General features: G+C 70.0%; 21 protein-coding genes. 15 read left to right on the forward strand and 6 right to left on the reverse strand.

Going from position 1 to position 21858, the window contains the following annotated elements; genetic code table 11:
• From D7W79_RS09165 to D7W79_RS09195, 7 genes are all read left to right on the forward strand, one after another.
• A partial coding sequence (locus D7W79_RS09165; RefSeq protein ID WP_244221674.1) for a DNA-3-methyladenine glycosylase occupies positions 1–491 on the forward strand: 491 nt, incomplete at its 5' end.
• Positions 492–526: 35 nt separating this feature from the next.
• Entirely contained in the window at positions 527–1156 is a 630-nt protein-coding gene (locus tag D7W79_RS09170) for an RNA polymerase sigma factor (RefSeq protein WP_120524966.1), read from the forward strand.
• A gap of 65 nt (positions 1157–1221) precedes the next feature.
• Positions 1222–1461 carry an anti-sigma factor family protein gene (locus tag D7W79_RS09175; RefSeq protein ID WP_014399836.1) on the forward strand — a complete coding sequence of 80 codons (240 nt, stop codon included), beginning with the start codon at positions 1222–1224 and terminating at the stop codon, positions 1459–1461.
• Positions 1458–2528: a radical SAM protein gene (locus tag D7W79_RS09180; protein WP_120524967.1), complete on the forward strand. Its 1071-nt coding sequence runs from the start codon at positions 1458–1460 to the stop codon at positions 2526–2528. Before D7W79_RS09175 ends, D7W79_RS09180 begins: the two co-directional genes overlap by 4 nt.
• Positions 2529–2703: 175 nt before the next feature.
• Entirely contained in the window at positions 2704–3465 is a 762-nt protein-coding gene (locus D7W79_RS09185) for an SDR family oxidoreductase (RefSeq protein WP_120524968.1), read from the forward strand.
• Between the two features lie 243 nt (positions 3466–3708).
• Complete coding sequence (locus tag D7W79_RS09190; protein WP_120524969.1) at positions 3709–4332, forward strand: DedA family protein; 624 nt, start codon at positions 3709–3711, stop codon at positions 4330–4332.
• Between the two features lie 92 nt (positions 4333–4424).
• Positions 4425–6608: a hypothetical protein gene (locus D7W79_RS09195; protein WP_120524970.1), complete on the forward strand. Its 2184-nt coding sequence runs from the start codon at positions 4425–4427 to the stop codon at positions 6606–6608.
• A 105-nt stretch (positions 6609–6713) separates the two neighbouring features.
• Here D7W79_RS09195 and D7W79_RS43190 read toward each other — a convergent pair whose 3' ends face one another.
• Positions 6714–7031, reverse strand: a complete 318-nt coding sequence (locus D7W79_RS43190) for a hypothetical protein (RefSeq protein WP_147441862.1) — start codon at positions 7029–7031, stop codon at positions 6714–6716.
• Between the two features lie 34 nt (positions 7032–7065).
• A complete protein-coding gene (locus D7W79_RS09200; RefSeq protein ID WP_120524971.1) occupies positions 7066–10215 on the reverse strand; it encodes an ABC transporter substrate-binding protein in 3150 nt (1049 codons plus the stop codon).
• A gap of 65 nt (positions 10216–10280) precedes the next feature.
• Between D7W79_RS09200 and D7W79_RS09205 the strand changes: the two genes are divergently transcribed.
• Positions 10281–11360: a lasso peptide biosynthesis protein gene (locus tag D7W79_RS09205; protein ID WP_120524972.1), complete on the forward strand. Its 1080-nt coding sequence runs from the start codon at positions 10281–10283 to the stop codon at positions 11358–11360.
• On the opposite strand, the gene D7W79_RS09210 is transcribed toward D7W79_RS09205, so the two are convergent.
• The gene (locus D7W79_RS09210; protein ID WP_120524973.1) at positions 11344–12369 is read right to left on the reverse strand and encodes an arginine N-succinyltransferase; all 1026 of its coding nucleotides are present in this window, start codon (positions 12367–12369) and stop codon (positions 11344–11346) included. The genes D7W79_RS09205 and D7W79_RS09210 overlap by 17 nt on opposite strands.
• A gap of 358 nt (positions 12370–12727) precedes the next feature.
• On the opposite strand from D7W79_RS09210, the gene D7W79_RS09215 reads away from it, so the two are divergent.
• From D7W79_RS09215 to D7W79_RS09240, 6 genes are all read left to right on the forward strand, one after another.
• The gene (locus D7W79_RS09215; protein WP_439099184.1) at positions 12728–13726 is read left to right on the forward strand and encodes a heparin lyase I family protein; all 999 of its coding nucleotides are present in this window, start codon (positions 12728–12730) and stop codon (positions 13724–13726) included.
• A gap of 155 nt (positions 13727–13881) precedes the next feature.
• Positions 13882–14622 carry a hypothetical protein gene (locus D7W79_RS09220; protein ID WP_244221676.1) on the forward strand — a complete coding sequence of 247 codons (741 nt, stop codon included), beginning with the start codon at positions 13882–13884 and terminating at the stop codon, positions 14620–14622.
• The gene (locus tag D7W79_RS09225) at positions 14622–15539 is read left to right on the forward strand and encodes a type VI immunity family protein (RefSeq protein WP_120524976.1); all 918 of its coding nucleotides are present in this window, start codon (positions 14622–14624) and stop codon (positions 15537–15539) included. The genes D7W79_RS09220 and D7W79_RS09225 overlap by 1 nt, the downstream gene beginning before the upstream one ends.
• Positions 15540–15567: 28 nt before the next feature.
• The gene (locus tag D7W79_RS09230) at positions 15568–16854 is read left to right on the forward strand and encodes a TIGR04013 family B12-binding domain/radical SAM domain-containing protein (protein WP_120524977.1); all 1287 of its coding nucleotides are present in this window, start codon (positions 15568–15570) and stop codon (positions 16852–16854) included.
• A 22-nt stretch (positions 16855–16876) separates the two neighbouring features.
• Positions 16877–17218 carry a hypothetical protein gene (locus D7W79_RS09235; RefSeq protein ID WP_120524978.1) on the forward strand — a complete coding sequence of 114 codons (342 nt, stop codon included), beginning with the start codon at positions 16877–16879 and terminating at the stop codon, positions 17216–17218.
• An 81-nt stretch (positions 17219–17299) separates the two neighbouring features.
• Complete coding sequence (locus D7W79_RS09240) at positions 17300–17545, forward strand: hypothetical protein (RefSeq protein ID WP_120524979.1); 246 nt, start codon at positions 17300–17302, stop codon at positions 17543–17545.
• A gap of 59 nt (positions 17546–17604) precedes the next feature.
• Here D7W79_RS09240 and D7W79_RS09245 read toward each other — a convergent pair whose 3' ends face one another.
• The 3 genes from D7W79_RS09245 to aceB all read right to left on the reverse strand — a co-directional run bounded on the left by D7W79_RS09245 (position 17605) and on the right by aceB (position 21209).
• Positions 17605–18018: a hypothetical protein gene (locus D7W79_RS09245; protein ID WP_120524980.1), complete on the reverse strand. Its 414-nt coding sequence runs from the start codon at positions 18016–18018 to the stop codon at positions 17605–17607.
• A 214-nt stretch (positions 18019–18232) separates the two neighbouring features.
• Positions 18233–19519, reverse strand: coding sequence for an isocitrate lyase (aceA, locus tag D7W79_RS09250; RefSeq protein WP_120524981.1), 1287 nt, complete (start codon positions 19517–19519; stop codon positions 18233–18235).
• A 67-nt stretch (positions 19520–19586) separates the two neighbouring features.
• Positions 19587–21209, reverse strand: coding sequence for a malate synthase A (aceB, locus tag D7W79_RS09255; RefSeq protein ID WP_120524982.1), 1623 nt, complete (start codon positions 21207–21209; stop codon positions 19587–19589).
• A gap of 274 nt (positions 21210–21483) precedes the next feature.
• Between aceB and D7W79_RS09260 the strand changes: the two genes are divergently transcribed.
• Positions 21484–21843, forward strand: a complete 360-nt coding sequence (locus D7W79_RS09260) for a PspC domain-containing protein (protein ID WP_120524983.1) — start codon at positions 21484–21486, stop codon at positions 21841–21843.
• The last annotated feature ends 15 nt before the right edge of the window (positions 21844–21858 follow it).

A 21858-nucleotide genomic window follows, 5' to 3' on the forward strand; every position in this document is an offset into this window, starting at 1 on the left:
GCCGGCGGGTGGGTCGCATCGTGGAGGTGGAGGCCTACCTGGGTGAGCACGACCTGGCCTGTCACTCGTCCAAGGGGCGCACGCCCCGCACCGAGGTGATGTTCGGGCCGGCGGGGCGCTCGTACGTCTACCTCATCTACGGGATGCACCACTGCTTCAACGTGGTGACGGACGCGCCCGGGGTGGCGGCGGCGGTGCTGGTGCGAGGGGTGGAGCCGGTGGAAGGCATCCCGCCCGGCGAGCGGACGGACGGGCCCGGGCGGCTGTGCCGGGTGCTGGGGCTGAACCTGAACCACAACGACCTGCCGCTGGACTCGGACGGGCTGCACCTGCTGCCCGGGACGCCGGTGCCGGACGCACAGGTGGAGCGGGGGCCGCGCATCGGCGTGGAGTACGCCGGGGCGTGGGCCGCTGAACCCTTCCGGCTGTGGGACCGGGACAGTGGACACGTCAGCCGCTTCGTGTCCCGGCGGCCTCGCCGTCGTCCTTGACGCGGAACCTTCTGGCTGGTTGGGTGGAAGACGCCATGTCCCAAGAGGCTTCCCAGGAAGAAGACCGGCAGGAAGAAGACCGGCGGCTCCTGGCACGGGCCCAGGACGGTGACGTGTCCGCCTTCGAGGCCCTGGTGGGCCTGCACCAGGACCGGGTGTACGGCCTGGCGCTGCGGATGACGCGTTCGGAAGCGGACGCGGCGGAAATCACCCAGGACACCTTCCTTTCCGCCTACCAGCACCTGAAGGACTTCCGGGGCGAGGCGGCCTTCGGGTCCTGGGTGCACCGCATCGCGGCGAACCACGCCCTCATGCGCCTGCGCCACCGCCGGGTGGCCCAGGCGGCGGAGTCGGAGCTCCAGGCACCGGAATTCACGGAGCGGGGCACCCTGGCGGACTACCCCGTCACGGACTGGAGCCGGGACGCGGAGGAGAAGGCGCTGGACGCGGAGCTGGGGCAGGCAATCCAGCAGGCGGCCGACCGGTTGCCGGAGGGCTACCGGGAAGTCTTCCTCTTGAAAGACGTGGACGGCCTCAGCTACGAACAGATCGCGGAAGTGACAGGGGACTCCATCCCCGCCATCAAGAGCCGCCTGCACCGGGCGCGGCTCGCGCTGCGAGAAGCCATCGACCTGTTCTACAACCGGGACAATCGCGGGGTGTGAAACCCCCAGGGCGTCTCGGCATCTTCGAACTGGAACGAGGGGAGCCGCAGTCAGCCGAGGTTCGGATGTATACCTGCAAAGATTCCATCAACCTCCTGCTGGAGTTCCTCGAAGGCGAGATGCCCGAGGAGGAGGCGCGGCACCTGCAGGAGCACCTGTCGGGCTGTAAGCCCTGCGAGGAATTCCTCAGCACCTATCGGGCCACTCCCGGCCTCTGCAAGCGCGCCATGGCGCTGAAGATGCCCCGGGAGGTGTCGGCGAAGCTGACCGAGTTCCTGCGCTCGAAGATCAAGTCCTGCTCGTGAACCTGAAACAACTGTCGCTGCCGGAGTTGGAAGCGGCGCTCGCGCCGGCCCAGCCGTCCGCGACCGCGGTCCGCAAGGTGTTCGCGGGCGTCTTCGCCCACGCCCGTCCCACGGTGGATGCCATCGCGCTGGCGCCCCAGGTGCCGCGCCGGGTCGCGGATCTGCTCCGCGCCCAGGCGGAGCTGCCGTCCCTCAAGATTGTCGAGCGGCGGCAGGCCGAAGACGGCTTCGTGAAGTACCTCTTCGAGTCGCCGCTGGGCGGCCGCATCGAGGCGGTGCGCATCCCCATCTTCGAGGAGAAGTACGTCGTCTGCGTGTCCAGCCAGGTGGGCTGCGCGCTGGCGTGCGACTTCTGCATGACGGGCAAGCTGGGCTTCCAGCGCAACCTCCAGACCTGGGAGATTCTGGACCAGGTGATGCAGGTGCGCGCGGAGGCGGACCGGCGCGTGGGCGGCGTCGTGTTCATGGGGATGGGCGAGCCACTGCTCAACTACAAGGAGACCGTCCGCGCGGCGCAGATCCTCTCGCACCCGGCGGGGTTCTCCATCTCCGGCACGGCCATCACGTTCTCCACCGCGGGGCACGTCCCGGCGATTCGCCGCTACACCCGCGAGGGGCATCCGTTCCGGCTGGCGTTCAGCGTGACGAGCGCCATCCCGGAGAAGCGCGCGAAGGTGCTCCCCATCGAGAAGACGCACCCGCTGCCGGAGCTGATCCAAGCCATCCGCGAGTACAGCGAGGCGCGGCGCGAGCGGGCGATGATCGCCTACGTGGCCATCCAGGGCTTCAACCTGGGGCGTGAGGACGCGGAGGCGCTGAAGGCGGCGTTCGAGGGCATCCCCATCAAGGTGGACCTCATCGACGTGACGGATCCAACGGGCAAGTACCTGCCGCCCACGGCGGAGGAGTTGAGCGCGTTCCGCGACCACCTCCAGATCCTCAAGGCGCCCATCGCGCGGCGCTATTCGGGCGGCAAGGAGATTGGCGCCGCGTGCGGCACGCTGGCGGCCAGCCAGTACGGCGGCACCGTGCTGCCGACGCCGGCCGTGGCGCCCCGCCAGCCCTGACGTGTCGGATCCGCCGGCCTGGGCTTCGTGCCCGGCGGCGCTCGCGGCTTCTCGATTCGACGGCAAGAACCGGAGCGCGGGGCATGGCCTCGCGGCGCTACGAGGACCGTGCGCCGCGGCGATGGCCCCGCGGGCGCGACCTCATGAGCGGGCCAGTGTCCGGGAGAACCGTCGGATGACGCATCGATTGGAAGGGAAGGTCGCCCTGGTGACGGGGGCGGGTTCAGGGATTGGCCGTGCGACGGCGCTGGCGTTGGCCCGGGAGGGCGCGCGGGTGGTGGCGGCCGGCAGGCGCATCGCGCCGCTCGAGGAGACGGCGCGCCTGGCCGCGGAGAGGGGAGGGCAGGTGGTGGCCCACGCCGCGGACGTCACAAGGGAGGGCGACGTGGAGGCCCTGGTCCACTTCACGCTGGAGACGTTCGGGCGGCTCGACGTCGGCGTCAACGCGGCCGGGGGCACGTTCGGCGGCGGGCCGACCCACACGCTGGACACGGCCTGCTTCCGGGAGTGGATCGACGGGTATCTGGTGAGCGCGTTCCTGTCGACGAAGCACCAGGTGGGCGCGATGTTGAAGTCGGGCGGAGGGAGCGTCATCAACGTCGGGACCTTCGTCGGGTACACGAAGGCGATGCCCGGGACCTCCGGGTACGCGGCGGCGAAGACGGGGCTCATCGGGCTCACGCGCACCGTCGCGGCCGAGTACGCCCCGCAGGGCATCCGCGCGAACGTGCTCGTCTCCGGCGGCGCGGACACGCCCATGTTCCGCGGCTGGAACGCCTCCGAGGAACAGCGCTCCGCCGCCGCGCGGCTGCATGCGCTCCAGCGCGTCGCGAATCCAGAGGAGATCGCGAACGCGGCCGTCTTCCTCGCGAGCGGAGAGGCCTCCTTCGTCACCGGAAGCGTCTTCACGGTCGACGGAGGGCTCTCGCTGGTCTGAAGGCGCGGGCGGGCCGGGGGCGGCCCCGGCCCGCGCGTGTTCAGCTTCGCGGGTCGTGGGGGCCCGGGTCCCGCCGGGCGGAGCCGCGACTTCGAGCCTCGAGAGGGGAACTTCGCGCGTCCGAGGCCGGCATCCCGGCCCTGTTCACCGCAGCGCGGACGGTGCGGTTCCTGGGTTCCGTCGGGCGGGGAGACGACTTAAGTCTCGCGCGAGGAGCTTCCGGGCCTGGAGGGCACCGCGCGGATGTGGATCGAGCACGTCGACAAGCTGATCGGAATGCTGGGGCCGTTCGGGTTCCTGGTGCTCGGCGTGGCGGCGATGCTGGAGTACGTGGTGCCGCCGTTCCCCGGGGACACCATCGTGCTCATGGGCGGCATCTACGCCGTGCGCGGGGTGAAGCCCTGGTGGCTGGTGCTCGCGGTGGTGACGGCGGGCAGCGTGGTGGGCGCGTTCATCAACTACGCGGTGGGCCAGTGGCTGGCGAAGCGCTTCGAGGCGAATCCGAATCGCTCCTTCTTCGGGCTCACGCACGCACGGCTGGAGCAGGTGCAGACGCGGATGCGGCACGCGGGGCCGTGGCTCCTGCTGGTGAACCGCTTCCTGCCGGGCATCCGGGGCGTCATCTTCATCGCGGCGGGAGCGGCGCGCGTGCCGCGCTTCAACGCGCTGGTGCTGGGCGCGGTGTCCGCGCTGGCGCACAGCGGGCTCATCCTGGCGCTGGGCATGGCGGTGGGCGGCAACCTGGAGCGGCTGACGGTGCTGGTGTCGCGCTACCAGTACGCGGTCATCGGGCTGTTCGTGGTGGCGGCGCTGGCCTTGGGCGTGCGGGCGTTGACGCGGCGGCGTGAGTCGGCCGTGGAACCGTAGCGGGCCCGTCCGGGCAGGAAAATGTGCGGGGACGGCCTGCCGGGGCGGTGCGCACGTTGCGCGGGCCCGGGGTGGCGCGGTTGAGTCGGGGCATGTTCCGCGCCCGTGCTCGCTGGTGGCTGCTCGTGTTGCTCGTCCTGGTGGGAGGGTGCCGCTGTGGCGACGAGCCCGCCGTGGGCGGTGCGACCGCCAGCTTCCGGCCACAGGAAGAGGTCGTGGACTTCGGCCGGGTGCTGGAGGGCACCCAGGTGCGCCGCTCGCTGACGCTGGTGGCCACCGGCCGCGCGGGCGTCACGGTGGAGGCGGTGACGGACGCGCCCTTCTTCGTCGTCGTGTCCCAGATTGTCGTCGAGGGCAGCGGCACGGGCACGGTGGACATCCTGTTCTCCGCGGGCAACACGCCGGTGGAGGGCGAGCTGGTGCTCACGGCGGGGCGCACCACCGCGAAGGTGAAGCTCATCGGCGTGGGCGTGCGTCCGCGGCCGTGCGTGCCGACAGGCGAGTGCCGCGACTCGCGCTTCGACCTGGAGTCCGGCCAGTGCATCGAGTCTCCACAGGCCGACGGCGCGTCGTGCATCCCGGGCAGCCGCTGCCAGGAGAACGGCCGCTGTCAGGCGGGCGTCTGCGTGGGGCAGCCGCGCACGTGCAATGACGACAACCCGTGCACGGTGGACAGCTGTTCTCCGACGCAGGGCTGCGTGACGGAGAGCGTGGCGTGCCCGGTGTCGACCCACCCGTGCAAGGTGGGCGTGTGCGACCGCAACGCGGGCTGCCAGGAGGTGGACGTGGCGGACTTCAGCCCCTGCGGCGCGGTGAGCTGCAAGGCGGCGCAGGTCTGCCTCAGCGGCACGTGCCGGACCGTGAAGCCGCCGGACGGCTTCGTCTGCGCGCCGGCCACGCCCTGCCAGGACGAGGGCAAGTGCAGCGCGGGCGAGTGCATGCGCCCGGACGCGGGAGACCTGGTGCCTGTCTTCAGCGCGGAGCTGGCCGGAGCGCCCGTCGCGGAGGACGGAGGTCCGGTGCTGCTGGTGGACGACGGGACGGTCTACGCGTCGGTGTGCGGAGAGGACGCGGGCTGCTGGCTCGCCGCGTACACGGAGAGCGGGCTGCTGCGCTACGCGTCGCCCTATGAGGACGGGGGCGCGAGGACGTTGCTCGCGGCGTCGGACGCGGGAGTGGTGGTGCTCGCGCCGGAGGCCCTGGAGGCGTACGCGCCCCGAGGCGCGGGCGAGCTGCGCTGGCGCACGTCGCTGGCGATCTCCGATGCGCCGCTGGATGGAGGAACACCGGAGGGAGTGCCCGGCACCGGAGCGGGCAGGGTGGCGCTGACGAAGGAAGGGGACGTGCTGACGTACGTCACGTGGACCGGCGACGCGGGCACGGAGCCGCTGCGCTCGCGGCTCATGCTGCTGAGCGCGGACGCGGGAGCGCCGCTGGCGATGGGGCCGGAGGAGGACGGGGGTGGAGCGGCAAGGCTCGCGGTGGACGACACGCGTGGCGCGTACCTCTACACGCCGTGGGATGGACGGCTGGCCTTCACGAGTTGGGCGCTGCCTGAAGTGAGCACGGACGGCGGGACACTCATGGCGTTTGGTGATGCGCTCGAGGACGGAGGCATCGCATCGCTGAGCCTCGAACCGCTCGATGCGGGTATCCCAGGCGGAGCACCATCACTGGCGCTCGCGTCGGGCCGGTTGCTTGTGGGCACGCGGGCCTTCGTGGACACGGATGGGGGAACGCTCACCGCGCTGGATTGGGACGCGGGCACGCGCACGCTGTCTCCCCTGGCCGAGCCCGTGCTGATGTCCCCCGGTGGCATGGTCGGTCATGCGCTCGCGCTCGCGTGCGACCACACGGACGGCACTCCCTGCGTCGACGCGGACCTTCGCACCGTGCTGCGCTCGTTCAGCTCCGACGACGGCCACTTCCTCTCGGAGGTGGACGTGCTGCCTTCACCACTGCTTCCCGGCACCTTCCACGAAGCCGCGCTGCTGGAGCAGAGCACCGTGGGCGTGCTCGCGGACGCGGCGCTGCCGAACGGTCAGCGTCAGGCGTGGCTGGAGTGGATTGCCTTCGGCAACAAGGTCAATCAGTGCTCCCTGCCAGGGCGCGTCGAGGTCGCGGGCGCGGTGTTCGCAGGAGACCTGCTGCATGTGGCCCTGCGCCGCGACGGCGTCTGGCGCCTGGAGTCCTATCCCGTCGGCCTGCGCGCTGAATCCCAGGGCTGGCCCCAGCGCAACGCGGGCCCTGCCGGAGCGCGCCGGGCCGTGCCCTAAACCGATGTGGCTTGTGGCTCGACCGTGCAGCATGCACGAAGAGTATGCCAATCGATTCGGGTAGCTGCTGGGTAGCGTGCAGTTCAATCGAGTCGGCGGGTACTCCTACGGAAGAATCCCGCTCGTCCATGCTCGGACGTGGTTCGCGCCTTGCCACTCCTTGTTCTTCGCTTCAACCATGGAGTGGATCCGAAAAACGATGCGCTGAGAATGCGCCTTCTCGGGAACATCGACGATCTCGTACGAGAGCACGGTCCCACCGAAGTATGAGCGCTCCGCTTTGGTATTGTGGAGGTAGATCGTTCCGCCCACGAGCTGAGCTGCCTCTTCAGGCGAGAAATCCCAGTGGCCTGAGTCGTAGAGCGGAGCCTTGACGGCATGCAGGTTGAGTCCACGCTTGCACTTGATGTGAGCACTCGCCATCGCAGCTCCCAGTTGAAGATTTACGGGCCGTGCCCTAGACGCCCACCGCCGGATCCACCCAGAGGTCCTCGAAGCGCACCTGCGGCGGAGTCTGATGCAGCCGCAGGTTCTGCACGGCCGCCACCGCCGCCGCGTGCGTGCGGTCGTGGTACAGCGGGATGAGCGGGCAGTCCTCGCGTGCCAGCTGCTCCGCGCGCTTGTAGAGCTGCGAGCGCATCTCCGGGTCGATGGACACGCGCGCCTCGGCGGTGAGCCGGTCCAGCTCCGGGTTGCGGTAGCCCAGCGGGTACACCGTCTGCGCGCTGGAGTTGAGCAGGAAGTGCAGGAACGCGTCGGGGTCCGGGAAGTCCGCCAGCCACAGCGTGCGGAACGCCGGGACCTTCCCCTCGCGCAGGCGCGGCAGGTACTCCTCCGGGCTCATCTGCTCGTGCCGCAGCTCCAGCAGTCCCGCTTGAATCATGGGCCGGAAGAGCACCGCGTCCTCCGCGGACGTGTCGCGGCCCACCGGGTGGTGCAGGGTGAGCTGCAACCGCCGCACGCCCGCCTCGCGCAGCAGCCGCTCCGCCAGCGTCAGGTCCGGCACCGGCGCGGGCCCCAGGTCCTGGGCCCCATCCAGCAGCTCCGGCGGCGTGAAGGTGCGCGCCACGCGAGCCCCCGGGTGGAACTGCTCCACCACGCCCGAGATGTCCATGCCCGCGCGCAGCGCCCGCCGCACGCGCACGTCGTTGTACGGCGCCTCGTTCAGGTTGAGGCCCAGGAACGCCGTGGACGGCGTGGTGCTGGTCACCACCTGGTGTGCCTCCAGCCCCTTGGCCTCCGTGTGCTCCACGTGCAGGAACGACACGAGGTCCACCTGCCCGTCCAACAGCTGCCGCACCGCCTGGGGCCGCGTGTCCGAGAGGACGAACTCCAGCCGGTCCAGCAGCGGGACCCCGCCGCGCCAGTAGGTGGCGTTGCGCTCCAGCACCATCCGGTCCGGCTGCAGGCCGACGACGCGGAACGGCCCCGTGCCCACCAGCTTCCCCGCCGCGTCCAGCTTCGCCACCGCCGTGGCCGTCAGCGCCATGAGCTGGAGGAAGAACGCCTTGGGCTCGCGCAGCCGGATTTCGAGCGTGCCCTCGTCCAGGACCTCGATGCCCGTCACCTCGCGCGCCAGGCCGCTGGAGTACTCGCGCGCGCCCTCCACGTCCTCCAGCAGGCTGCGGTCCGGCGAGCGCAGCGCCGGGTCCATCAGCCGCTCCAGGTGGCGCTTCACGTCCTGGGCGGAGAGCATGCTGCCGTCGTGGAAGGTGACGCCCCGCCGCAGGTAGAAGCGGTAGCGGCGCGCGGAGGGGTCCGCGTCCCAGCGCTCGGCCAGGTCGGGCACCAGCACGCCATCCTCCAGCCGCACGAGGCAGGAGAAGAGGCACGCCGTCAGCTCCGCCATCTGGTTCTCGACGCTGAACAGCGGATCCACCGCCTGCCGCGCGCGCAGCGAGCCCGCCTGGTGCAACCCCACCCGCAGCGTGCCGCCCGCCCGCGCGCGAGGCAGCTGGAAGCGGAACACCTCCGCCTCCAGGCTCGCCGTCTCGTGGCCCAGCTGGTCCACCGTGCGGTCCAGCCCGTCGCCAATGCGGATGACCCGGCGTGCGTCCTCGCGCACCTGGGCAATCTCCTCGCGGATGGAGGCGTCACCCCGGCTGAGCACCTGGTGCGCGGCGCGCAGCTCTTCAATGGCCGCGCTCAGGCGCATCACCGCCTCGGACAGGTCGCGGCCCGTGCGGGCCTGGGACTCGGCCTTCTGTCCGGCGCTCTGGCCCACGCGCGACATCTCTTGAATCTGGCGCACCAGGTCCCGCGCGTTGCCGGACTGCTCGATGGCCATGCGCGTGATGTCCTCCACGCGCTGGGCCACGCGCTTGCTGGCCTCCACGACGGTGGCGCCCTGCGCCTCCAGTTGCTGCGTCTCCATCACCGTGGCTTCCACGGCGGCGAAGGTGCGCTGGGTGATGGCGCGGATTTCGGCCAGGGCCTCGGAGGCGCGGTCGCCCAGGGCCACGCCCGCGGTGGCCTGCTCGCGCCCCTCCTGCACCAGCGCCACGGCGGTCTCCACCGCGTCGCGGATGCCCGTCACCATGGTGCCAATCTCGCGCGTGGAGCGCGTGGTGCGCTCGGCGAGGCTGCGGATTTCGTTGGCCACCACGCCGAAGGGGCGGCCGTGCTCGCCCGCCTGCGCGGCGATGATGGCGGCGTTGAGGGCCAGCAGGTTCGTCTGGTCGGCGATCTCCTGGATGACGTCCACGATGCGGCCAATCTCCAGCGACCGCGTGCCGAGCATCTCCATCAGCTCGGCCGCCTTGCGCACCGTCTCCTCCACCCGGTACATGCCCTGCACGCTGTCGCCCACCAGTGCCTCGCCGCGCTGGGCGGTGGTGGTGACGGCGACGGCCATGCTGTTGGTCTCCATGGCGCGGCGGCGCACGGCGTAGATGCCGCCCTCCACCAGCGCGACGAAGTCCTCCGCCTCGGAGGCGAAGCGGCCCAGTTCGTCGCCCGACGCGGCGATGTGCGTGAGCCGCTCCGTCATCGCCTGGGTGAGGCCGCTGGTGCGCTGGCTGAAGTCGTTGACGGTCTCCAGGCCGTCCACCACCTGGTGCAGCCGCTCGGTCATCTCCAGCAGGGCGCCCGTCGTCTCGTGCGCGAAGGTTTCAATGTGCTGCACGCGCTTGATGGCCACCTGGAGGCTGCTGCCGTTGCCGCCCACGGCGGAGAGCGTGCGCTCCACGGCGCCGCCCTGACGGCGCGCGGCCTCCAGCAGCATGCGGGCCTGCTCGCTCACGCCGTTGCCGGTGCGGTGCAGGTTGCTCGTCACGCGCTGCACCTGGGACATGGCGCGGCGCAGGGACAGGATGAGGCGGCGCAGGTCCTCCTGGCCCTCGAAGCCGGTGTGGATGGGCGTGGTGAGGTCGCCCTCCGCCAGCCGGGACATCAGGTCGCGCCGCTCGCGCCGGCGCATCGCCGCGAAGCGGAACCACGCCAGATAGCTGCCGATGAGCCAGAGCAGCGGCACGCCGAACAGCAGCACCGCCCACCCGGCCGCGTCATCCGGCTGGCCCGTCACCCACCGCAGCAGCAGGCCCAGGAGGATGGCGGAGACCAGGGCCGCCGCCACCCCGAACGAGAAAAGGTATCGTTTGGCGCCCATGGACGGGGTGGACGCTATCCCGCCTTCTCGCGCCGGTCCTCAATTCGACGCATGCTTCATGAGACATGAAGGCCCTCTTCGCCATCGCCATGCTGGCGCTCCCGGGAATCCCCGCCAGCACGGGCACGGAGGCCACCAGGGCCGGGAGCTCGGCCCGGTTCGTCTTCGCGTGGCGGGGCGTGCCGGTGGGGACGGTGGGGCTGTCCCTGGACGCGGGGCGGTTCACGTACACCAGCCGGCACCTGCACGTGCGCGAAGGCCGAGCGGGCGAGCGAGTGCGCGAGGTGACGCTGCGCGTGGACGCCGCGGGGCGCGTGACGGACGCGGACGCGGTGCCCCAGGCGCTGTGGCTGTGGCGCGGGCCGCCACCCGAGGGCTGCGTGAAGGGACGCGAGGAGCTGTCCGGCCAGGAGGGCCCCCACTGCGTCACGAAGAGGGGCCCCACGAGTGCCGAGGGCACGATGCTGGGCGCGCGCTTCCGAGCCCGCTACGACGACCAGGGGCAGCTCCAGGCGCTGGAGGTGGGCGACTCCCGCTTCACGCGGGCGGCCCCCGGAGAGCGGCTGCGAGCACCGCCGGAGCTCTTCGCGGAAGGGGTGCCCGTGGAGGGCGGCACCGAGGGCGCGCTGAGACTCGTGCCGGGCGGACAGGCACGGCGCGTCTCGGAGGCGACGCCGCGCGAGGACAAGGCGTCCTTCACGGTCCCTTCGCGCCTGCCGGAGATGACGGAGTGGACGTCCGCCGAGGCCCGGGCCCTCTCCGCGAAGGTGCACGCGGCCTTCCCGGACAAGGGGCCCACGGCGGCGGACTGGCGCTCAGGCGGGGAGGGCGAGGCCGGAGGCTGCCTGGCCCATGCACTGCGCTTCGCGTCCCTGGCTCGCGCGCGGGGCCAGCGGGTGGGGCTGGTGCACGGGCTGCTCGTGGTGGACGGCGGCGCTGGCCGGCCGCACGCCTGGGTGCGGGTGGCGCTGCGAGGCGGCGGGACGTTGGACCTGGACCCCACGTCCCTGGACCCCGTGCGCCCGGACACGCACCTGGCGCTGGCGCTGGTGCCACCGGACGGCCCCGGCCTGGAGGCCGGGGAGCGCTGGCTGTCGCTCCTGCGCGGGGACTGGCGCGTGGTGCGCGCTACTCGAACGGAATGATGGACAGCTTCGCGCCCGGCTTCACTTCCAATATCTCCTTGGCGCGAGCAGGCAGGTAGATGACGGTGTTGTCCAGCCGGGCCTGGCAGCGCACGGAGCGGAAGCGGTTGCGGCCGGACTCGCGCTCGGCGGCGACCAGCACGTCGTCCCCCTCCAGCTCGAAGTCCTCGTCCGCCAGCTTCACCGTGCGGTAGCGGCGCACCAGGGTGATGTCCGCCGTGTCCGCCTCGAAGTGCGGGCCGCCGTCGAACGGGTCGATGCGCTCCACGTACCGGAAGCCCACCCGCTCCAGCATCCGCTGCACGCCGCGCGTGGCCGGGCCCACCTCCCCCAGCACCTTCTGCACGCGGTCCGGGAACAGCGACGCGTAGATGTCCGACGAGGGGAACAGCTCCTTGATGAACTCCTTGTTCTGGCGGCTCAGCCGGTCGGCCTCCAGATAGGTGAGCCCGGTGAACTTCTTCCCGCACGCCTCCCACAGCAGGCTGCGCCCGTCCGGGAGCAGCGGCGGCAGGAGCTCCGCCAGCACGCGCGGCCGGAACAGCCGCCGGTGCATGGCGATGAAGAGGAAGCGCACGAAGGACAGCTGCTTGCCGGGCTTGTCCGGCGTCGCGCGGTAGGGCGGGTCCACCACCAGGCCGCCAATCTCCGTGGGGCCCTCGTAGTTGTACGCGATGGACAGCACCTTGTGCCGCAGGTGCCGCTCCAGCGAGGCGGAGTAGTGCTCGCGCTCGCTCACCTCATAGTAGATGTGCGGCGCGTCGTACGTCCCGTGCTGGGCGATGATCATCGACGTGCCGATGATGAGGTTGTTGCGCACGTCCTCCAGCACGAAGAGGTACTCGCGCTCGAACGGGTCCTTCACCTTGCCGGCGAAGCTCTTCACCGACTTGTCGATGATGGCCTCGAGCGTCTCCTCGTTGTTCGGCAGGTTGACCGTGTTCAGCACCGCGGCAAGACGCTTCAGGCCGGGCAGATCGGTTTTCTGGACGTCTCGCAACACGAGCATGGGGCACGCTGAAGAGCGCCCCAGGAAGGGAGCGCCGGAAGGGCCCGTGACCTTACACCACGCCCCCGTCCCGTCAGCCTCCTGCATGCTCCCCTGTCAATGACGCGTTGCGTTCAGGACACCGCTCCGCCGTCCGCTCGCTGGGTGCGTCCCGCCCATCCCCGACGTGAAACATTGCTCAATCCGGGTGAGGGCTTGCCTGGCCGCATGCCCTGTTGTCAGGCGTCTGGGAATGGTTTGGAGATGGAATGAAGACAGGGAATGATTGCTGCCTGTCGTTGTCGAAGTTTGAAAGCAAAGCATCACGCCTTCACCCTCCCCCAAGGACTCCTCATTGAAAGCACTGCACCTCTGGCTCGTGGTTTGTCTGCTCCCGAGCCTCGCTGCGGCGGAAATCGTCTGGCGGGGCGATTTCGAGACGGGAAACCGTTCCCAGTACAGCAAGGAACAGATGGTGAGCTCGGACCGGCTCCAGGTGGTGACGAGTCCGGTGTCGGAGGGCAAGTACGCCCTCAAGGCCACGGTGAAGCAGGGCGATGACCCCATCAACTCCAGCGGCAACCGCAATGAGCTGGTGTACCTGAGCAACGAGAAGGTGGGTTCGGAGTACTGGTACCGCTGGAAGGTGATGTTCCCGAACGACTTCCCCAGCGTGGACGCGTGGCAGCTCTTCACGCAGTGGCACCACGACGGGTGCTGCGGGTCGCCGCCGGTGGAGTTCTTCGTGAAGGGCGAGGTCATCCGCCTGTCGCTGAACGACAGCGGCACGGTGTGGACCACGCCGCTCAAGCGCGGCGCGTGGCAGGAGTTCATCTTCCACGTGAAGTGGTCCCCGGACCCGTCCGTGGGCTACGTGGAGCTGTGGCACAACGGCGTCCAGGTGCTGAAGAAGACCAAGGCCATGACGATGTTCTCTGGCCAGAACAACTACCTGAAGCTGGGCCTGTACCGGGACGACAGCATCTCGGCGGTGGGCGTCGTCTACCACGACGGGATGATCCAGGCGACCAGCCGCGAGGACGTGTTCCCGGTGGTGCAGCCGGATCCGGACCCGGTAGTGGACGCGGGCACGCCGGCCGACGCGGGCACCTCGGTGGACGCGGGCACGCCGGTGGACCCGGTGGTGGACGCGGGCACGCCGGTGGACCCGGTGGTGGACGCGGGCACGCCGGTGGATCCGGTGGTGGACGCGGGCACGCCGGTGGACGCGGGCCCGGGCACGAGCGTGAAACCGTCTCCGCTGGATGAGGGCGACGCGGACTTCCACGGCGGGTGCTCCACGGGCGGTGGGTCGATGGCCGCGTTCTCGCTGCTGGGGCTCTTGGGCCTGGTGAAGGCGCGCCGTCGCCGGAGCTGAGCGGTACGTGAAGGACCCTCCCGCTCCGGTGCGTCTGGGGCGGGAGGCGGGTTGTAGGGGCCGGCACTTCCATGCGAGGAGGCGCTGTGACTCCTCCCCGATGGATGTGGTGGCTGTGCTGCCTTCTGCTGTGGACCGCGTGCGCGGGACCGGATGTGAGAGCGCCCCGAAGCTACTCCCAGGCGACGATGGACTCCGCGACGGCGGGATGCCTGCGCAACCCGGCGTGCGCTTCGCAGGTCGGGCAGGACGCCATCCTCCCGTGGCTGTCACGGGCAGCGGCCCGAGCGGCCGAGGCCGCGGCGGTGATGCGCCTGTGGGAGGCGGCGGAGGTGGCCCGCGTGGAGGGCGTGCTCGTGGAGTGCGCGAAGCGGGCGAACCTGGAGGTGAATGACCGGATGTTGGGGCCCGGGCAGCGGACGACTCGCGCCATCTGCGAGGAGAAGGTGGTGGACGCGAACGGGCGGACGGTGAAGCGGGGCGTGCTGCTGGGGAACGCGAAGCACGCGGCTGCGCTGGAGTGTGTACAGCAGGAGCTGGGGGAAACGGACGCAGGACGGTTCAGCCTGGAGCCGCGCTACATCCTCGATGCGAAGACAGGCCGGACGCGGTGGTTGGATCCGGAGGAGGTGGCCCGCTGGCTGGCCGCCGGACAGTTCTTCCTGCTGACGGGGACCATCGCGCCGGATGTGGTGCTGCACGCCTTGGGGAACCCGCTCCAGGCGCAGCGGGTCTACGACTTCAAGTTCCCGTGCCCGGTGACGAACCCGCCCAGGTGGGACACCTATCCTGAAGGACATCCTTTCGCGAAGAAGGAGCAGGGCGAGGTCTACTCTCTTCTCCTTGGTAAGGACACCTCTCCTCGCCTCGTGTCTCCGAGCCTGGGGGTCAAGTGATGGCCACGAGCTATCCAGAAAGCCGCGTCACCCTCGACATTGAAGGTGAGTCGATTGTCGTCCTGCGCGAGGCGGTGAGCATTTCGTTCTACATGGGGGGAGCCCACGAGGATCTGGCCCTGCCGCTCTGCCGCGCTCTGGAACGTTACCGGCGTGCCATCAAGCCCCACTCCCTGGAATGGTACGTGGACCGCCACGGTGATTGGAGTCCCCTGGCCGAAGAGAGTGACGCATTCCTGAACGGGGAGGTGATGCACCCGGCGACCGGGCGCATTGAAGCGAGCGAGAAACCCGACTCCGTGACGGGGATCCGGTTCAAGTACCGGGGGCGAGGGCTGCCTCAAGAACCCTTCTTCCAACTCACACCCCATGGCACCTTTGCTGTGGAGTTCTGGCTCCCCATCGAGTTCCTGGAGCATCCAGGCCCGGAATGGGTGCGTGCGTTGACCCTCGAACTGGGGCGAGAGCTGCCCTTCCACTCTGGCTACGTGGGGCTGTCCTTCGACGCCTGGGGCTGGGCGGAGTCCACCACTCCGGTCATGAAGGAGAAGGGGTTCCGGCATCCTGGCCTGCTGCTGCCGGGACTGGAGACCCTGGCAATGGAGCTGGGGACACGGATCTGGAGCCCCGCATGGCTCACCTTCCTGGGCCCGCCCGTGCTGAACGAACTGGGCGGCGCGGATGGCCTGCGGTCCCGGCTGCACTCGCCTTCAACCCAGGTTGAGTCCCTGTCCCCGGACCGCGCGCTTGTCTCCCTGGGCCCTGTCCCCGAAGCCGGGGACCTGGAGGCCGGTGACACGCTGCCCGCGTACCGCGAGCTGGCCCGTGTGCTGGAACCGTGGCTCTACACGCACAAAGGGTCCTGGGGCGACCTCACCGAAGCCGAGGTCCGCCAGTGGGAGCGCCGTTTCCTCTGACCGCGCTGTGGCATCATCCCCGGCCGTCATGCCGCAGACGCCTCGCAAGGTCTCGCTCGTCCTGAGCTACCAGTACCCCGGCAAGTACGCCTTCACCGTGCTCGCCGGCGCCGTGGAGGCGGACCCCGCGCTCTCGGACGTGTCGCTGCACTTCCCTCGCAACCGCGAGGACCTGCTGACCACCGTGCGTGAACGCGTGGACGCGGGCGACACCGTCGTCGCCGCGTGGTCCTTCTACTCCGCCAGCTTCGGCCCCTCCGTGGAGGAGCTGACCTGGGTGCGCGAACGGCTGGAGGGCCGTGACGTCCTCTGCATCGCGGGCGGCGTGCACGCCACCGCCGAGACCCTCCAGACCCTCCAGGCCGGCTTCGACCTCGTCGCCGTGGGCGAGGGCGAACACACCCTGCGCGCCCTTTTGGCCCGCGTCCTCAAGGGCGAGGACCCGCGCACCACGCACGGCACCGCGCACCTGAAGGAAGGCAAGCTCGTGCAGCACGGCCACGGCGAGGGCGTGCGCCTGGACGACTTCCCTCCGTTCGCCGCGAAGCACGTGAAGTTCGGCGCCATCGAGATCACCCGCGGCTGCATCTACGCCTGCCGCTTCTGCCAGACGCCCTTCATGTCCAAGGCGCGCTTCCGGCACCGCACCGTTGCCAACATCGCCCACTGGGCCCGCGAGCTGCGCCGCGCGGGCCGGCGCGACCTGCGCTTCATCACCCCCACGTCCCTGTCCTACGGCACCCCCGACGAGACCGTGAACCTGGCCGCCGTGGAGGAACTGCTCGCCGCCGTGACGGAGGCCATGGCCCCGGAGGGGCGCATCTACTACGGCACCTTCCCCTCGGAGGTCCGCCCGGAGCACGTCACGCCGGAGGCCCTGGCGCTGCTCAAGCGCTACGTGGCCAACGACAACCTCATCATCGGCGGCCAGTCCGGCTCCGAGCGCATCCTCCAGGCCACCCGGCGCGGCCACGACGTGGAGACCGTGGTGCGCGCCGCGCGGCTCGCGGTGGAGGGCGGCTTCGTGCCCAACGTGGACTTCATCCTGGGCCTGCCCGGCGAGGAGCCCTCGGACGTGGACGCCACCCTGGACCTCATGCAGCGGCTGTCGGATTTGGGCGCTCGCGTGCACGGTCACACCTTCATGCCCCTGCCCGGCACGCCGTATCGCGACGCGGCCCCCGGCCGTCTGGACGCGCGCACCCGGCAGCGGCTGGACTTCCTCGCGTCCCAGGGCCGTCTGTATGGCCACTGGAGGGCGCAGGGCGTGCTCGCGGAGGCCATCGCCGCCCGCAGACAGCCGCGCGCCCGCTAGCCGCACCCGTTACACTCCAGCGATGGCTGAACAGACGCCTTACTGGCTCCTCATCTCCGTGCTCTTCAGCTCCCAGCCCCTCACCCCGGCGCTGGCGATGACGCTGCACGAGGCCGCCTTCGAGCTGTACTCGCGCGGCGAGGGCTCCCGCGAGGTGGCGGGCGATCTGCTCTCCGGCCGGGTGAACAACCTGCGCAAGGACGTGTCCCTGGGCGGCATCGCCGGGCCCGCCTTCGAGGCCGAAATCGAGACCGAGCGCGGCTCCGGCGTCGTCCGCTTCGTCCTCACCCGCCAGGGCCTGGAGATGATGAAGGCCCAGGAGTCCGCGCCGGCCGTCCCCGCGAAGCCGAAGTACCTCAACTGAGGAGGGGGCCCCCTGGCCGCCCGGCCGCTCCCGGAACGGCACCCCGTCACCACCTTGAGGGCTCAAGGGAGGAATGGCGGCATGGACCCCAAGGACGAATACCTCAAGAAGAGCGCCGGCATCCCGCTGGACCCCAGCAAGCAGAAGGATCCGGACGAGGACGGCGACCGGGTGCCCGCGGAAGGACGCGCCGAGGAGCTCAACGACGTCACCGGGCAGAACGGCGGCCAGCGCACCGACGCGGACCTGCCCTGGAACGACACGCGGCACCGGCATGACGGCATCCGCGACAAGTACAGCGACGACAGCGACAAGAAAAAGCCCTGAGGTCTCCCCCAGGGCTCACGTGAAATCAGTGCTGAGAAGGACGGCCTGGGGCGCGGGGACTACTCGCGCTCCAGGTCCAGCTTCATGCCGCCCATGTGCAGGATGGACTGGGACATGGACACCGACGACATGATGGCCAGGTCCTCGATGGCCTTCATCTCCTCACTCTGGGGCTCCGCGCCCGTCTGAGAGCCCGCAGCCTGCTGCTGCTGCTGGGGCTGCTGGCCCGTGACGTTCACCGGCGTGGAGGTGGCGCCCGCGGTGTAGGCGTTCAGCAGCCCGCCGTGCGGCGTGGCCCCCATCTGCGCCAGCGCCGACGACACCACCGAACCCCCCGTCACCTGCGCGCCCGCCTTGGGCTGCGCGGCCGCGCCAGACATCAGCGAGCCGAAGCGGCTGCCCGACACGGAGGAGGCGGTGTTCGTCGTGGCCGGCTGCACCCGCGGACCGGAGAGGGACGTGATGCGGTTCATGGCGGCTCCCGTCAAAAAGGCCCCTGTTCAACCCAGGCACGCCCGTGGGCATGCCTGTGGGGCTTCAAATTCGTTCTCCCCATTATCGCCACAGGCCCCGGGAAGTTGCCTCTTCGGGTGGGAGAACGGCGAAGGCCGCGAAATCCCGGGGGAATTTCCCCTGGGACGCCGCGGCCTTCATGCCTCTTTCAGCCTTCGGGCTGATCCGCCCGGCCTAGAACTGGTGGGCCTCGGTGGACTCGTGCAGGGCCAGGGTGCTGGCACTGCCGCCGGAGATGACCTCGGCGACCTGGTCGAAGTAGCCGGTGCCCACCTCGCGCTGGTGGCGCGTGGCGGTGTAGCCGTGCTTCTCCGCGCCGAACTCCGACTGCTGCATCTCGCTGTAGGCCGCCATGCCGCGGTCCTTGTACTGACGGGCCAGCTCGTACATGGAGAAGTTCAGCGCGTGGAAGCCCGCCAGGGTGACGAACTGGAACTTGTAGCCCATGGCGCCCAGCTCCCGCTGGAACTTCGCGATGGTGCTGTCGTCCAGGTTCTTCTTCCAGTTGAAGGACGGCGAGCAGTTGTACGCGAGCATCTTGTTGGGGAACTGCTTGCGGATGCCCTCGGCGAAGGCCTTGGCCTGCGCGAGGTCCGGGGTGCTGGTCTCGCACCACACGAGGTCCGCGTAGGGCGCGTACGCCAGGCCGCGCGCGATGGCGCACTCCAGGCCGCCCTTGATGCGGTAGAAGCCCTCGCCCGTGCGGCCCGCCGCCTTGTCGATGAAGGCGTGGTCGTACTCGTCCGCGTCGCTCATCAGGAGCTTGGCGCTGTCCGCGTCCGTGCGGGCCACCAGCAGCGTGGGCACGCCCATCACGTCCGCCGCCAGGCGCGCCGCGGTCAGCGTGCGCACGAAGTGGCTGGTGGGCACCAGCACCTTGCCGCCCATGTGGCCGCACTTCTTCTCGCTGGCCAGCTGGTCCTCGAAGTGCACGCCCGCGGCGCCCGCTTCGATCATGCCCTTCATCAGCTCGTAGGCGTTGAGCGGACCGCCGAAGCCGGCCTCCGCGTCCGCGATGATGGGCGCGAACCAGTAGCGGTCATTGCGCCCTTCGGCGTGGTCGATCTGATCCGCGCGGCGCAGGGAGTTGTTGATCTTCTTCACCACGCTGGGGACGGAGTCCGCCGGGTAGAGGCTCTGGTCCGGGTACATCTGGCCGGCGTTGTTCGCGTCCGCGGCGACCTGCCAGCCGGACAGGTAGATGGCCTTGAGGCCCGCGCGCACCATCTGCACGGCCTGGCCGCCGGTGAGGGCGCCCAGCGCGTTGATGTAGTCCTCCGTGTGGAGCAGCTCCCAGAGGCGGCGGGCGCCCATCTCCGCCAGCGTGTAGCTCACGCGGATGGAGCCGCGCAGCTTCTCCACGTCCTTGTCGGTGTAGTTGCGCTTGATTCCCTCGAAGCGCTGGGCATGGAGCTTCGCGTGAGGGGAGGCATCGGAAGTGGTCGGCGTCGCGTCGTACATGCCAGGACTCCTCGGGCTGCGGTGAAGGGTTGAAGAAACGTTGGAACGTCGGTGCTTCAGGAAGGCTTCAGGACTGCGGGTCGAGGGCCTCGTAGGCCGGCAGGGTGAGGAAGTCCTCGAAGACGGGCGCGGTGGACAGCTGCTCGAAGAGGGCGCGGGACTTCTCCATGTGCGCCTGGCCGTAGCGCTCGACGGCGCCCTCGCGGCCCATCCGCGCCATCTCCTCCTCGAGGAGCTTGCGGAACAGCTCCTGGGTCACCTTGCGGCCGTCATCCAGCGTGGCGCCGTGGTGGATCCACTGCCACACCTGGGCGCGGGAGATCTCCGCCGTGGCCGCGTCCTCCATCAGGTTGTAGAGGGGCACGCAGCCCAGGCCGCCCAGCCACGCGGCGGTGTACTGGATGCCCACGCGGATGTTGTGGCGCAGGCCCTCCTCCGTGCGCGTGCCGGAGGGCACCTGGAGCAGGTCGCTTTCGGTGATGCGGACGTCCTCGCGCTTGTTGGCCACCTGGTTCGCGCCCGGCATCTGCGCGTCGAAGATCTCCTTCGCCACGGGGACGAGGCCCGGGTGCGCCACCCAGGTGCCGTCGTGGCCGTTCTTCGCTTCACGCTGCTTGTCCGCGCGGACCTTGGCCATCACCGCGTCGTTGGCGGCCGTGTCCCCCTTGATGGGGATGAAGGCGGCCATGCCGCCCATGGCGTGCGCGCCCCGGCGGTGGCAGGTCTGGATGAGCAGCTGCGAGTAGGCGTTGAGGAAGCCCTTGTCCATGGTCACCTGCCCGCGGTCGGGCAGCACCACGGACGCGTCGGACTGGAGCGTCTTGATGAAGCTGAAGATGTAGTCCCAGCGGCCGCAGTTGAGGCCGGCCGAGTGCTCGCGCAGCTCATAGAGGATTTCGTCCATCTCGAACGCGGCGGGCAGCGTCTCGATGAGGACGGTGGCCTTGATGGTGCCGCGCGGGATGTCCAGCTCGCTCTGGGCCAGGTGGAACACGTCGTTCCACAGCCGGGCCTCCAGGTGGCTCTGCATCTTGGGCAGGTAGAAGTAGGGGCCCGTGCCGCGCTTCAGCTGCTCGCGCGCGTTGTGGAAGAAGAAGAGGCCGAAGTCGAAGAGGGCGCCGGAGATGGGCTTGCCGTCGATGCGCACGTGGCGCTCCGGCAGGTGCCAGCCGCGCGGGCGCACGAAGAGGACGGCGTGCTTGTCGTTGAGCGCGTAGTGCTTCCCGTTCTCCGCCGTGAAGGAGATGGTCTTGCGTACGGCGTCGCGCAGGTTCAGCTGGCCGCGCACCACGTTGTCCCAGGTGGGGCTGTTGGCGTCCTCGAAGTCCGCCATGAAGACGCTGGCGCCGGAGTTGAGCGCGTTGATGATCATCTTGCGGTCCACCGGACCGGTGATTTCCACGCGCCGGTCCTGCAGGTCCGCAGGCACCGGGGACACCCGCCAGTCGCCCTTCCGGACCTCCGCCGTCTCCGGCAGGAAGTGCGGGCGCTCACCCTTGCGCCACGCCTGCGCCACCTTCTTGCGCCGCTCCAGCAGGGCCTCCCGCCGTTCACCGAAGGTGCGGACCAGCTTCGCCACGAAGGCCATGGCGTCCTGCGTCAGCACCTCCGCGTAGTCCGGGTGCCAGGCGCCCTCCACGGTCACGCCGGGGCCGAAGGCCGGGGGGTTCTGGGAGGTGCGCGCGTCCATGTCGGCTCCTGACGAGATGCGTTGTAAAAACGGCCCAACGGGCTGAAAGATGCTCCCACCGTCTAGGGATGGGAAGTCTTGGTGAATCAGAACCTGCTTGCCTGTAAGGCTGTCAACATCATCCGGATTAAATCTGTAAATCCACTGACGCAGCCGGACATAACCCCCCGGAATCACGTCGCCGGAAGGGGGAGGCAATCAACGGCGGTGGGTTTCCGTAGGTAGGAATGAGACCCCCACGTGCCAAGCGGGGGCCTGAAGGAGAGGTCACCTCATGGACGTCACGACACGCTGCAGGGCTTGTTCGAAGGAGATGACCGGGGAGGCGACGCGCTGCCCGCACTGCCGTGCGCGGACGGTGCCGATGCACCGGGGCGAGGGGCGGGCGCTGCTCGGCGTCTGCTCGGCGCTGGCTCGCGAGCTGGACGTGGATCCGGCGCTGGTGCGGGTGGCGTTCGTGCTGATGTTCTTCGCGTCCGGGGGGATGAGCGCGGGGCTCTACCTGCTGCTCTGGGCGTTCATCCCGGCCAGGGCCTACGGCCGGGCCCCGCTGCAGGGACCGCTGGACTGGGTGTCCAAGGTGGCCAACACGCCCGTGGACGACGACACGCCCCGCTGGGAGAAGCGCGTCTGACGCGGTGGCTGGCTG

The organism is Corallococcus exercitus (assembly GCF_003611585.1).
Classification (GTDB): domain Bacteria; phylum Myxococcota; class Myxococcia; order Myxococcales; family Myxococcaceae; genus Corallococcus; species Corallococcus exercitus.

Excerpts from the sequence above, each read along its gene's own strand:
- D7W79_RS09175 (WP_014399836.1), top strand. The coding sequence starts at position 1,222 with ATGTATACCTGCAAAGATTCCATCAACCTCCTGCTGGAGTTCCTCGAA.
- D7W79_RS09230 (WP_120524977.1), top strand. The coding sequence starts at position 15,568 with ATGCCGCAGACGCCTCGCAAGGTCTCGCTCGTCCTGAGCTACCAGTAC.
- D7W79_RS09190 (WP_120524969.1), top strand. The coding sequence starts at position 3,709 with ATGTGGATCGAGCACGTCGACAAGCTGATCGGAATGCTGGGGCCGTTC.
- aceA (WP_120524981.1), bottom strand. The coding sequence starts at position 19,519 with ATGTACGACGCGACGCCGACCACTTCCGATGCCTCCCCTCACGCGAAG.
- D7W79_RS09210 (WP_120524973.1), bottom strand. The coding sequence starts at position 12,369 with ATGCTCGTGTTGCGAGACGTCCAGAAAACCGATCTGCCCGGCCTGAAG.
- D7W79_RS09205 (WP_120524972.1), top strand. The coding sequence starts at position 10,281 with ATGAAGGCCCTCTTCGCCATCGCCATGCTGGCGCTCCCGGGAATCCCC.
- D7W79_RS09235 (WP_120524978.1), top strand. The coding sequence starts at position 16,877 with ATGGCTGAACAGACGCCTTACTGGCTCCTCATCTCCGTGCTCTTCAGC.
- D7W79_RS09200 (WP_120524971.1), bottom strand. The coding sequence starts at position 10,215 with ATGGGCGCCAAACGATACCTTTTCTCGTTCGGGGTGGCGGCGGCCCTG.
- D7W79_RS09185 (WP_120524968.1), top strand. The coding sequence starts at position 2,704 with ATGACGCATCGATTGGAAGGGAAGGTCGCCCTGGTGACGGGGGCGGGT.
- D7W79_RS09245 (WP_120524980.1), bottom strand. The coding sequence starts at position 18,018 with ATGAACCGCATCACGTCCCTCTCCGGTCCGCGGGTGCAGCCGGCCACG.
- D7W79_RS09225 (WP_120524976.1), top strand. The coding sequence starts at position 14,622 with ATGGCCACGAGCTATCCAGAAAGCCGCGTCACCCTCGACATTGAAGGT.
- D7W79_RS09170 (WP_120524966.1), top strand. The coding sequence starts at position 527 with ATGTCCCAAGAGGCTTCCCAGGAAGAAGACCGGCAGGAAGAAGACCGG.
- D7W79_RS09260 (WP_120524983.1), top strand. The coding sequence starts at position 21,484 with ATGGACGTCACGACACGCTGCAGGGCTTGTTCGAAGGAGATGACCGGG.
- D7W79_RS09195 (WP_120524970.1), top strand. The coding sequence starts at position 4,425 with ATGTTCCGCGCCCGTGCTCGCTGGTGGCTGCTCGTGTTGCTCGTCCTG.
- D7W79_RS43190 (WP_147441862.1), bottom strand. The coding sequence starts at position 7,031 with ATGGCGAGTGCTCACATCAAGTGCAAGCGTGGACTCAACCTGCATGCC.
- D7W79_RS09240 (WP_120524979.1), top strand. The coding sequence starts at position 17,300 with ATGGACCCCAAGGACGAATACCTCAAGAAGAGCGCCGGCATCCCGCTG.
- aceB (WP_120524982.1), bottom strand. The coding sequence starts at position 21,209 with ATGGACGCGCGCACCTCCCAGAACCCCCCGGCCTTCGGCCCCGGCGTG.